Origin of the sequence: Microbacterium sp. MMO-10, assembly GCF_037148715.1 — a bacterium.
Classification (GTDB): Bacteria; Actinomycetota; Actinomycetes; order Actinomycetales; family Microbacteriaceae; genus Microbacterium.
The window spans coordinates 313,505-325,593 of sequence record NZ_JBBCSV010000003.1; the positions used below are offsets into that span (position 1 = coordinate 313,505).

10 protein-coding genes are annotated in these 12,089 nt (G+C 64.2%); 9 read left to right on the forward strand and 1 reads right to left on the reverse strand.

The genetic code is table 11. The features are described 5' to 3' along the window. Window positions 1–160 precede the first annotated feature (160 nt). Together WFJ17_RS10275 and WFJ17_RS10280 are read left to right on the forward strand one after the other, a co-directional pair. Entirely contained in the window at window positions 161–2,095 is a 1,935-nt protein-coding gene (locus WFJ17_RS10275) for an AAA family ATPase (RefSeq protein ID WP_336648352.1), read from the forward strand. A gap of 109 nt (window positions 2,096–2,204) precedes the next feature. Then, window positions 2,205–3,110 (forward strand): hypothetical protein, encoded by a 906-nt coding sequence (locus WFJ17_RS10280; RefSeq protein ID WP_336648353.1) that lies wholly within the window; start codon window positions 2,205–2,207, stop codon window positions 3,108–3,110. Between the two features lie 312 nt (window positions 3,111–3,422). Here the strand turns inward: WFJ17_RS10280 and WFJ17_RS10285 are convergent, their stop codons facing one another. Then, window positions 3,423–4,007, reverse strand: a complete 585-nt coding sequence (locus WFJ17_RS10285) for a TetR family transcriptional regulator (RefSeq protein WP_336648354.1) — start codon at window positions 4,005–4,007, stop codon at window positions 3,423–3,425. A gap of 190 nt (window positions 4,008–4,197) precedes the next feature. On the opposite strand from WFJ17_RS10285, the gene WFJ17_RS10290 reads away from it, so the two are divergent. From WFJ17_RS10290 to WFJ17_RS10320, 7 genes are all read left to right on the forward strand, one after another. Continuing rightward, the gene (locus tag WFJ17_RS10290; RefSeq protein WP_336648355.1) at window positions 4,198–5,859 is read left to right on the forward strand and encodes a CocE/NonD family hydrolase; all 1,662 of its coding nucleotides are present in this window, start codon (window positions 4,198–4,200) and stop codon (window positions 5,857–5,859) included. After that, the gene (locus WFJ17_RS10295) at window positions 5,856–6,320 is read left to right on the forward strand and encodes a DUF3237 domain-containing protein (protein ID WP_336648356.1); all 465 of its coding nucleotides are present in this window, start codon (window positions 5,856–5,858) and stop codon (window positions 6,318–6,320) included. The genes WFJ17_RS10290 and WFJ17_RS10295 overlap by 4 nt, the downstream gene beginning before the upstream one ends. Window positions 6,321–6,416: 96 nt before the next feature. Beyond that, on the forward strand, window positions 6,417–8,072 hold the full coding sequence (locus tag WFJ17_RS10300; RefSeq protein ID WP_336648357.1) for an ABC transporter substrate-binding protein: 1,656 nt from the start codon (window positions 6,417–6,419) through the stop codon (window positions 8,070–8,072). A gap of 33 nt (window positions 8,073–8,105) precedes the next feature. Beyond that, window positions 8,106–9,053, forward strand: coding sequence for an ABC transporter permease (locus WFJ17_RS10305; RefSeq protein ID WP_336648358.1), 948 nt, complete (start codon window positions 8,106–8,108; stop codon window positions 9,051–9,053). 83 nt (window positions 9,054–9,136) lie between these two features. Beyond that, a complete protein-coding gene (locus tag WFJ17_RS10310) occupies window positions 9,137–9,913 on the forward strand; it encodes an ABC transporter permease (RefSeq protein ID WP_336648359.1) in 777 nt (258 codons plus the stop codon). Further along, a complete protein-coding gene (nikE, locus tag WFJ17_RS10315) occupies window positions 9,910–11,598 on the forward strand; it encodes an ABC transporter ATP-binding protein (protein ID WP_336648360.1) in 1,689 nt (562 codons plus the stop codon). The genes WFJ17_RS10310 and nikE overlap by 4 nt, the downstream gene beginning before the upstream one ends. Further along, window positions 11,595–12,065, forward strand: a complete 471-nt coding sequence (locus tag WFJ17_RS10320; protein WP_336648361.1) for a DUF3237 domain-containing protein — start codon at window positions 11,595–11,597, stop codon at window positions 12,063–12,065. The genes nikE and WFJ17_RS10320 overlap by 4 nt, the downstream gene beginning before the upstream one ends. Window positions 12,066–12,089: the final 24 nt, after the last annotated feature.

The following is a 12,089-nucleotide window of genomic DNA, read 5'->3' on the forward strand; positions in this document are numbered from 1 at the left end:
CAGGCTGCTTCTGCCCTTAGGTGGAAGAGTCGCGCCTCGTTGAGGCGAATCGGCTTCATGATCTGACTGGTGCGGATAGGACACCCGAGGGTGCCCCAGCTTCGCTAAGTTCGGGGAAAGCCCTCGACGAGCCGAGGCAGAGAAGAGCGAGCCGCACCTCATGAAACTCATCAACTTCACCGTCGAGGGCTACCGCCGCTTCTTGCTAAGAACGTCGGTCAAGCTTCACAGCGATCTGATTGCTTTCGTCGGCCCGAACGAGGCAGGTAAGAGCTCCCTCCTCAAGGCCCTCAAGCATCTGAATCACGATGAGCCATTTGACCGGACCGAGTACCCACGGCGCTCATCAGGAGTCTCTCCGACGCTGCAGTGGCAACTTCAACTTGAGGCCGACGATGTGGAAGCACTGGCGCATCTGCGAGACGGGGCCAAGGTCGAGAAGATCGTCGTCAGGAAGATTGGGGTAGTCGGACGTTCGATCGAGTTCCATCCTGTTGCGCCCAGCCGTGATCCGAATCCTCGCCTAGCACTTGCGGCAGAACTCAAGAGGTCGAAGCCCATTCTGGAGTACATGGCAACGTACCTGCCCATCGATCTCAGCCCTGTTGACGCGATAATCACATCGATGGCATCAGGTGAGGCGCCCCCCGAGCCCACAAACCTCGACTGGCTCGCGGAGTACGCTGAAGCGGCAGCGAACGTCCTCGAATCCGGCAACATTGATGCCGCAGCGTTCCCGGGCGAGGCATGGACCGATTGGGCACCCATGCTGCGCGATCTTGTGGTCCAAACTAGGCAGCAGGCGCAGGCAGAAGCGGAACCAGACCCGACCGCCGCTGCCACTGCGATCCTTCTTCCACGGTTGCCCGAGTTGAGGCTGCTGGAACCCGAGGACCGCGATCTCAAGTCCGAATACGACTTGGAATCCGAAGCCGACCACCCGAGTGCTGCCCTCGGGCATCTCGCGCGTCTCGCTGACTTGGACCTCATCGCTCTTCGGCAAGAGGTGCGAGACGGCAATTACGCAGATGTGGCAACCCGCCGCAACAAAGCCAACGATCGCTTGCGCAAGATCTTTGAAGAGAGCTGGAACCAACAGGACGTTGCGGTGCAGGTCGACGTGCAGAACGCGTTCCTGTTCATTCAAGTGACAACCCCGAGTGACGAAGGTCTGTCAAGCATTACCGAACGCAGCGACGGCCTCCGATGGTTTGCAGCCTTGCTCGCGTTCACGCATGGCGGTAGGAACAAGCCGATTCTGCTGGCCGATGAGATAGAGACGCACCTCCACTACGACGCGCAGGCCGACCTGGTCGATGTGCTCGGACGGCAGGTCTACACATCCAAGGTTCTGTACACCACTCACTCTTTCGGCTGCTTGCCCAATGACCTAGGCAATGGGGTGAGGGTTGTCGAGCCGATCAACCAGGGCACGTCCCGTTTACGCAACGGGTTCTGGGAGGGCGGTGCAGGGTTTTCTCCCCTGCTAAAGAGCATGGGCGCCGCCGCGGCGACGTTCACCCCCGCGCGCCACGCGCTCATCGGAGAAGGGCCATGTGAGGCGATCTTGCTGCCCACCTTGTTCCGCCAGGCTGCGATGCGCGACAAGCTCGGATTTCAAGTCGTTCCCGGGCTATCTAGCGTCGCAGGTTCACAAATCCCAGAACTCGTCTCTCAAGCTGGACACGTCGCGTTCGTCGTCGACGGAGACGGTGGAGGACTCGATAACCGGGACAAACTGGTCGCGGCAGGCGTTGGTCTCGACCATGTGATTGTTCTGGACGATACGGACGGTGCTGGTGCCCTCGAAATTGAAGATCTAGTCGCCCCCGAGATCTACGCTGCGTGTGTGTCGAAAGAGGCTCGTTGCTGGGCGACGATCCCAGGGGATCTAGCGCCTGAGAACTTGCCAGCCGGGATGCGAACCAAGGCCGTGGCGGAGTGGGCGACATCGATCGGCATCGACCCGCCGGACAAGGTCGCGGTGGCTCAGCGAGTTGCGAACCAGAGCGTCGACCGTGACATCGTCGACCCCGGCAAGCGGGAGTTGGTGAGGGCCATTTTGGAGCGCATCGAGTCCGCCCTTGAGCTTTAGACGCATAGCGTGAGCTTTGAGCGCGGAGGCCACCGGGCTTGGAAGGGTGGACGAAGAGCCGCACTGCTGGCAGCGTCGCAATGTCGGTCAGGAGGGCTACGTTCGACGCATGCTCATCGATGCGTTGTTGCCGGCCGCCGCTGGTGCGCTTCTCGGCGGCGTCCTGGCATTCGTGGGTGGGTACATCCAGCGCCAACAAGTCGAACGACGCTCGAACCGTGCCCTCATCTACGCGACGCTCCTCAGGGATGCACTATCGGAGACTGAGGACTACGTGCGACGGCCCTATCGTGAAGGACCGCTCGAATACATGAGCAGCGAGCGTCTCTCGTCAAGCCTCAAAGAGATTTACCGTCGAGCGCTCATCACTTCTCGCGATGACGAACTCCGCACTCGCTCCTTGTGGCACGTCGCCCTCGATCTCGACGAAGCCCGCAGACGTTGCGAGCTTGAGGAGCAGATCACGCGCGTTCGAGAGGGCGGGTGGGCGAAGCTGTCGTTCGACACCGTCGCCCAAGGCGAGGAGATATTGCTTCGGTACGAGCGATGGCTTCAGCGGCGCCTGCTTGCGCGACCCCGTCGACGGCATCCCGACGACTACGTGCGCATAGAGATCAACCGAGATGTCATGGACCCAGATACGACGCGATTTGATCTGCCGGCCGCCTTGACGACCGAAACACTCGTCCGGCTACTGGAAGTGCCGATCATCTCTTGGAGGGTGCGAACTTCCGTGCCGTTCTATGGGCGGGTTGTCGATCTATGGGTCCGCCCCGACGATGCACGTCAAACGATGCAACGCACTTTCGAGACCAATCGTCAGTGGCTGTCACCACTCGGAGCGATCGAAGGCGAAGGGCACCCTGACTATGTGATGGTCATGGCGGCTCTTCATGCCCCGGACTGTCCCAGTCCAGATGAACGAACGACGGAGGTTCGGGTTCTCAGGCCAGAAGGCCGCCGCACACTGCCTGAGATCGTCCTGCGCGAACTCGATGGCGCGCTCGATCGATGACTCCTGCCTCGGGTGACTGAAGACGCTCCGCGGATCAGGTTTCGCGTATTTTTGACACCTCTCGTGAGACAACCGCTTCTCAGAGTGGCTGGGCTCTTCTGCGGAACTCCGCGCCTCGCGCGTCTCAGTTCATGACAACTCCCGTGAGATCGAACAGGTCGTGTCTCGGCCCATCACCGCGACGCAACCGTCGCGACGATCGCATTGAGCGTCTTTCACGGGCGTCCCGGCCACGTGTGTACGGCGAACATCGCGCAAGTGGTCAAGGCGCTGCATGCGATGATCCACGTCTGGACGCAGGCGCTCGGTGGCTTACGCTGCCGAGGTTACAACCGTCTTCACAAGGACTTCTATGGCTTCGCGCACGCGCAGGGTCCGCTCCGCATCGGGGTCGAAGTCACCCATGAAGACGTTGCCGAGCGCTGCGGACAGAGTTCCGTCCGCGATTGTCGCGAGGCGGTCTGGGTTCGCTTCGGGGAACGCTTCCGCGGCGAGATCCGAAAGGCGCTGACGGGTGCATGCATACGCGTCGGAGAGGATTTCTGCGATCACCGGTTGCTTCCGCGACAGCTCGACGAAGCCGAGCACGATCGCGTTCTCGGCGTCGGACCTCGTGAACTCTTCACCGAAGAGGAAGTCCAGGGCTCCGCGAAACGTGGTGACTGTGCGCGGGAGGATCGTCGGCTGCCCGCCCTCGTCGCTGAAGACGTGTCTCGCGGTCTCGGCGAGCAGTTGGTCGCGGTTGCCGACGAAGTGGCGAACGTGCCCTCGGGACATCCCGGCGGTCTCCGCGATGCGGTCCAGCGATGCGCCGGCGATACCGTGCTCCGCCAGTGTCTGCAGCGTCGCCTCGATGATTTGGTCGCGGCGCTCGGCGGCGACGCTCGGACGTGCCATGCGGCTCCTTCCAGCTTCGGGGATCGGCCTTCGCAGGATATCCCGTAGATCTTCAAGTTTCTAGTCTAGTCGGACTTGACTAATTTAGTTTCGACTCCTATCGTCGCTTCCACAGCACCCTCTGTTCCGGTTCGGGGGCTACCCGAAAGTCCAATCCGTGCGTCGGCGATTGCCGGTCCGAAGGAGAGACATGGTTCGTTTCACTCGCATCTCACCGGCGCCGGTGAGCCCGCTCGCGCGTCCTGAGCAGGTGAGCATGCGCGACGGCGTGCGACTTGCGACAGACGTCTACATCCCCGGCGGCGATCCCGTGCCGGGCGACACCATCCTCATCCGATTGCCTTACGACAAGAGTGGCGAATACGCGTTCATCCCTCTCGTGGCCGAGTACCTCATGACGAGGGGCTATCGTGTCGTAGCTCAGGACGTTCGGGGAAAGTTCCGCTCAGAAGGGCAAGCGCTCTTGTTCGTCAATGAGGTGCGCGATGGAGAGGACACTCTCGACTGGATCGTGCGCCAGCCTTGGTCAAACGGTCGCGTGGCGATGTGGGGTGACAGCTACTACGGCTACACCCAGTGGGCGGCGGCAGCGAGTGGTCATCCCGCGCTCAAGGCAATCGCGCCGCGTGTGACCGGTACGCTGCTCGGCGAACCCGTGCAACGGCGAGCGGATGAAAGGTCCGGCGACGTGGAATGGGCCGTGACGTACTTGTATCCGGTAAGCCACTTCCATGGGAACGACACATACCTTTGGGAACCCGACTGGAGCCGGCGGGACTTCGCAGCGCAGGTCGAACGCTTCCTCACCGAAGTTGGCGCGCGCTCTCTCTCCTATGACCAGTGGTATCCACGGCCCGTTCTCCTCCCCCGCTTTCCGGAGAACACGCCGTTCGCTGCGCGGTCCGTGCCCGTCCTGCACACGATCGGTTGGTGGGATAACTGCGCACCTTTGGGGTGGCATGACGTCACGGAGATCGAGAAGCACCCTGCCTGGGCGGCACACCACCACCTCCGGATCGAGGCCATCGACCATGAAAGCCACGAACTGCTCGAGCCGGACACCGATCGAGTCCCGGAGCGCAGCGAAGAACAAGTGCGTGCGCTGCTGCCGCGCACGCTGAACCCAGCGTTGGAGTTCTTCGAAGTCTATGTACGCGGCAACGGCGACGTCGCGTCGATCCCCAGGGTGAGCTGGAATCTCGCCGGAACCCACGAGCAACGCACAAGCGCGACCTGGCCGCCGGAGGCAACGCGCAAAATCGACATGGTCGCGACTGCGGACGGTGCGCTCCGGGTCGCAGGCACCACGCGCGAGACAGAGAGCACGAGAGACTGGATCCACGACCCCTCCAGCTTGGTCCCCTCCAGCGCTGAAGACGCGTTCTCCTTCCTCCGCGAACTGCCCGACGAGGCACCGATCGGTGACCGCGATGACGTGCTCGTCTTCACGTCGGAACCCGTCCTCCAGGACGTCGACCTTGTGGGCCCGATCAGGGCGCAGGCCAGGGTCTCGTCGGACGGTCCCGTCATGGACCTGTTCCTGCGCCTACTCGATGTCCGACCTGACGGGTCGGCGCTGCGGATTGCCCGCGGGCAGCGACAGCTGCACCAGGCGTACGACTACGGAGATCTCGAGATCGACCTGGGGCACATCGGCTACCGTCTCGCGGCCGGCCATCGTCTCCGGCTGCATGTGTCCAGCAGCGACTATCCGGAGTTCATCCCGCAACTTGGAACGGGCCGCGACCCGTGGGAGGGCGGCGAGAGCGAGCGCAACGTGCAGACTCTCGTCCTCGGCGGACAGCACGGCCTTCAGCTCACTCTGCCCATCCTCGAAGGAGAACTCGCATGACCACCCGTCTCGACACGAGTGACGAAGCTCGCCGTGACCCCCTGCGCGAGCCGCATCTGGACTTGGCTTTTGAGATCCGCGTCGACGTCGCGGAGGACCTGCACATCGGCCGTGGCGCGAACGAACGACTCGCCTTCACCCCGATCATCGGAGGCACCGTTGACGGGCCGCTGTTGCACGGCGAGGTGCTCGCAGGCGGTGGAGACTGGTCGGTCCAACGCGACGATACGTTCCAGCTAGAAGCCCGCTACCTCATCCGCACCGAAGACGGCGCGACGATCGACATCCTGAACCGCGGCTATTACCGCGAGACCGCCAACCCTGAGTCCCCGTACTTCCGCACCGCGCCGGTGTTCCAGACGGACTCCGCCGCGCACCGCTGGCTCACCGAGCACCAGTTCCTCGGACTAGCCCGCGACGAAGACCAGCAGATCCGCATCCGAGTCTTCGTCGTGCGCTGACCTCCCACCTCGACTCTGCAGTTCCCCATCCCGCGCAGCGACGCGCAACCCCGAGCGGCCGACGACGACCGTTCGAAGAACCGAGAGGACCCGACCATGCAGCGCACCCCGTCCGCACGCGGCCTGCGGCTCACCATGGCGATCGCCGTGGCCGCCGCCGCCCTGCTCGCCGTCACCGCTTGTGCACCGCGCACGGCGAACGGCGATTCCACTGCCCCGCCTGTCAACGCCGACACGCTCATCTCATCGCTTCCGGCTGCGTCCAAGACCGTGGACAAGGTCACGTGGGCGGTCGTGGAAGGTGAACCCGCCACACTCGACCCTGCATCCTCGGCCAACGTGATCACACCGAACCTCTGCGACAACCTGCTGAAACTGAACCCGGACTTCTCCGTCTCCGGCGGCGTCGCCGAGAAGGCCGAGTGGACGGATCCGGTCACCTTCGACATCAAGATCCGCGCCGGACTCACCTTCTGGGACGGCACCCCCGTGACTGCCGCCGACGTGGCCTACAGCCTCGAACGCAACCGCAACCCGAAATCGCAATGGTACGCCTCGTTCGCGCTCATCCAGAACATCGAGATCGCCGACGGCAACACGGTGCGTGTGCACTTCAGTGCCCCTGACACGACGTTCCGGGATGCGCTGAGCGGCGCCGGCGGCGCCGTCATGAGCAAGTCGTTCGGCGACAAGGCGGGCGACGCACTCGGCACCTCAGGCGTCGGCCTCATGTGCAGCGGCCCTTACCAGCTCGGCGCATGGAAGCCGGGCACGGAGATCGACGTGACCGCGAACACGCACTATTGGGACGGAACGCCGAAGACGAAGAACATCTCGTTCGTCTTCGTCACCGACGGCTCCACCCTCACCACAGCGCTGACCGGGGGTGAAATCGACGGTGCGTTCAACGTGCCGCCGGGATCGCGAGACGCGCTCACCGGAAAGGGCGCTGGCCGTCTCATCGTCGGCCCTTCCACAGCGTCCTACAGCTTCGGCCCCGCCTCAGCGACGAGCGCCGCCGCCAACCCCAAGATCCGACAGGCCCTCAACCTCGCGATCGACCGGAGCGACTACATCAGCACCGTCGTCCACGGGTACGGCTATCCGCAGAAGACGATCGTGCCGCCCTTCGTCTGGGCCTGCATGGACGCCAAAGACGTCTATCAGAAGGCGTACGACGCGCTCCCCGAGCAGGAGGTCGACATCGCCAAGGCCAGGACGCTCGTCGCGGAAAGCGGTGCCGACGTCTCCAAGCCGCTGGTCCTTGCGATCCCGGCAGGATCCAAGGAGCTGTCGCAAACAGCCGCGATCATCCAGTCGGCGGCGAAGGACATCGGGTTGAAGGTGACGATCGACGAACGCCAGCCGGCCGACTTCGGAGCATTGTTCTTCGACGCCTCCGCACGAGCCGGGGTCGACTTCGTCGCGACCACGGGCTACCTGGAGACTCCCGGCGTGCTCGGCTATCCGCAGCTGTTCATGCTCCCCGCCGAGATCGGTGGCGTCTTCAACTGGACGAACTACTCCAACCCCGCGGTGACCTCCAACCTCCAAGCGGCTCGTACGGCGACCGATCCGAAGACTGCGGCGGAGGCATTCGTCAAGGCGCAGGAAACGTTCGCACCGGACCAGCTCCAGATCACTCTTGCGGGCGTCTACCAGCTGACCTACCTGTCGTCCAAGCTCACCGGCGTCGTCACTTCCGTTGCGATGTACAGCTCCCCCTGGGCGCTGAAGCTCGGCGCGAAGTAGCCGCGGCAGACAGCCCGAACGAAAGGCGATGACATGATCGGATCCGTGCTCCGGAAGCTGGGCGGGCTAGTGCTCACCCTCTTCCTCGCGAGCGTCGTGATCTTCGCTGCCCTCCTGGCGACCCCCGGCGATCCCGTAGCAGCGATCGCCGGGGGCGCCCGGCCCTCACCGGACTTGATCGCCCAGATCCGCGCGCAATACCGGCTCGATGACCCCGCCTGGTTGCGCTATCTGCACTGGCTGGGCGGTGCTTTGACGGGCGACTTCGGGCACTCGTTCGTGTACAAGACCGACGTTGCGTCGCTGGTTGCCTCGCGTTTCGGGATCACCCTTCAACTCGTGCTCCTGACGACTCTGTTCATCATCCTTTTCGGTATGGGCAGTGGCATCCTCGCCGCCGCGCGTGGCCGAGGAACCGACACGCTGGTGTCCGTGCTGACTTCTCTGGGGATGGCGCTGCCCACGTTCGTCGTCGCGATCCTGTTGATCTGGGTGTTCGCCACGTCCCTGGGCTGGTTGCCCAGTTTCGGTGCCGGCTCCGACGGTCTTGACCGGCTGATGCATCTGCTGCTGCCCGCGCTTTCTCTGGCCGTCATGTTCATCGCGTATGTCAGCAGGGTGACGCGCGGCGCGCTCGTCGCTCAGATGCACTCCGAGCATGTCGAGACCGCCACGGTGCGCGGCATTCCGCGGGCGAGGATCTTCCGAGTGCATGTGTTCCGCAATGCATCACCGCAGATCCTTGCGATCTCCGGGACGACCATCGCGGGCCTGTTCGCTGCGTCGGCGATCGCCGAGCAAGCGTTCGGACTCGGAGGGCTCGGCTCGCTCCTCACGGAAGCCGCTGCACGCAAGGACCTCCCGGTCGTGCAGATCGTCTCGCTGCTGCTCGTGACCGTGTTCGTCGTCCTCAACGCCGCTGCAGATCTGCTCAGCGCCGTCATCGATCCCGACTCGGTCGGCACCAGGAGGACTGCATGAGCGTGGGACAGCTCACCCGGGGACGCGTACCCGCAGCGGCACGACGTACGGCCAGACGCGGCCCCCTCACGATCACCGCACTCGTGGTGTTCGGAGTCGTCGTCGTCGGTGCGGTGCTCGGATCCTGGATCGCGCCCTACCCGCCAGACATGTTGCACGCGGGGCCGATCGATGGCCCCGCCACCATGACCAATCCGTTCGGGACCGACGACCTCGGCAGGGACATCTTGTCCCGAGTGCTTGTCGGAGCCGGACCCAGTCTCTTCGGACCTGTCATCGTGGTTCTCCTGTCGACGCTGCTCGGCGTCACCCTTTCGGTGACGGCCGCCTGGTTCGGCGGTGTCATCCGGGGCACCGTTGCGCGACTTGTCGACGTGATCTTCGCAATTCCCGGTCTCGTGCTCGCAGTGCTCGCCGTCGCGATGTTCGGAAAAGGCCAGATCGCGCCGATTCTCGCGCTTTCAGTCGCGTACATCCCGGTCGTCGCCCGTCTCACCCAGACGGCCGCGTCCCGGGAGTTGTCGATGCCGTATGTGGCCGCACTGCGGATCCAGGGCGTGTCCAGCGCCGCGATCTGCTTCCGACACCTGGTCCCTGCCTTGATACCGGTGATCGCTGCACAAGCCACGGTCGGGTTCGGCTATGCCATGCTCGACCTCGCCGCGATCTCCTTCCTCGGGCTCGGGGCGCAGCCGCCCGCCGCAGACTGGGGATCCATGATCGCCGGCGGTCAACCAGGACTGTTGCAGGGCGCCCCGGAGCAGTCCGTCTTCCCCGCCGCGCTGATCGTCGTCACGGTCTTGGCCGTCGGGGTACTCGGCGCCCGCGTCACCATCTGGGCAGAGGAGAAGGAACGATGAGCGCCGCAATACTCGACATCCAGCGACTCGGAGTCGCGATGCCCGGTGTCGAAGGGCTGCAGCCGCTGGTACGCAACTGCACGCTCTCGGTGGGATCCGGCGAGACCGTCGGGCTCGTCGGCGAATCCGGCTCGGGAAAGTCGCTCAGCGTGCGCGCCGTCGCGGGCCTGCTCCCCGCGCACTTCGTGACCAGCGGCACCATCACCGTGGAGGGCCAAGATCTCGCCGGGCTGAACTCGCGCGACCTGCGTGCGCTCCGTGCCCGCCGCATCGGCATGATCTTCCAGACTCCCCGTGCGCATCTGAACCCGCTCCGCACGATCGGTGACTTCCTCACCGAAGCCCTGGTCAACGTTGCGGGAGTGCACCACGACGTCGCAGAGCGACGCGCCATCGAACTACTCGACGAGGTGGGCGTGACTTCACCAGCGCGTCGACTCCGGCAGCACCCGGGAGAACTCTCCGGCGGATTGCTGCAACGAGTCATGATCGCATCGGCACTCGCCATGGATCCGGTGCTTCTCCTCGCCGACGAGATCACCACGGCGTTGGATGTCACCACCCAGGAAGAAGTGATGGCGGTGATCGGCGATCTGCGCCACCATCGCGACCTCGCCATGCTGTTCATCACGCACGATCTCGCTTTGGCTTCCGCTGCGTGCGACCGTCTCGTGGTGATGAAAGAAGGCACAACGATCGAGACGCTGAGCGCGGGGACGATGCGCGCGGATGCGCGGAAGGACTACACCCGTGCTCTGTTGTCGGCGTCGCTGGACGATGCCCGACCCGCCGAGACTGCATCCTCTCCCGATCCGCTGCTCGTGGTCGACGATCTCGAGAAGTCGTACCGGGTGCGTACCGCTCGGGGCCGTGGGTATGAGGCCTTGCAGGCTCTCGATGGTGTGAGCCTGACGCTCGCTCCGGGAGCATCCCTCGGCATTGTCGGAGAATCCGGGTCGGGCAAGTCCACCACTGCCAGGATCATCTGCGGTCTGGAGGCCGCAGATGCCGGATCTGTCGCCGTGGATGGCGAAGACTGGAGCAGCCTGCCGCGCCACGCGAAAGAACGACGTGCCCGTGCCAGGGTCGTACAGATGGTCTTTCAAGACCCCTATCAGTCCCTCGATCGCCGGCAAAGCGTGCGGCAGGCGCTCACCGAGACTCTGCGGATTCACCGTCCGAACCACGATGGCATCGCGGTCAGCCACCGCATCGCGGAACTCATGGCTGCGGTCCGTCTTGACGAGGCACTCCTGGACGCCCGTCCTCGCGCTCTCTCCGGCGGGCAGCGACAGCGTGTCGCCATCGCACGGGCACTCGCTGCGGAACCGCGCATCCTGGTCCTCGACGAGGCCGTTTCCGCGTTGGACCGGACCACCCAGGTGGAGATCCTCACCCTGCTCGAACGCATCCGGCTCACCACCGGTGTCGCTCTCCTGATGATCACCCACGATCTCACCGTCATACGCCGGTTGTGCGACGACGTCATCGTCATGCGCGACGGGAGAGTTGTCGAACGCGGCCCGGTCGACAACGTGCTGGATGATCCCCAGGCCGAATACACACGAATCCTGCTCGACTCGATCCCGCGCGAGGGATGGAAACCTCGCCGCCGCATCACCGCTCGCACTGCGGCCCTTCCCATCCACACCCCCCGTCGCACCGGCGTGTGGAGGCGAGGATGAACCGATCGGAGAAACTGATGGAACCGGCCCTCGAATACTGCTTCGACCTGCGAGTCGCGGTCGATCCACCGCGACGCATCGGCGGATCGACCGCGGGAGAGATGTACTTCACCCCGATCACCGGCGGGACCATGCAGGGCTCTCGACTGAACGGGCAAGTTCTCCCGGGCGGGGGCGACCGGTGGGTGGACGGCGGGGACGTCGTTCGGCTGGACGCCCACTATCTGCTGCAGATCGGCGACGAGATCGTCGACGTGGTCAATCGTGGCTACTGGCGTGCGAGCGCCACCGCGATCGCAGTCCTCGAAGCGGGTGAACAGCCACCCGAGGAGGAGCTGTACTACCGGACCGCTTTCACCTTCCAGACCGATGCTCCGAGCGTGCGATGGCTCGCCGAATCCCAGTTCATCGGATACGCGACCGGAACACCCGACGAGGTCCGCATCCGCGTATTCCGCGTCATCTGATCGCCAGCCCAGCTGCCTCTTCAA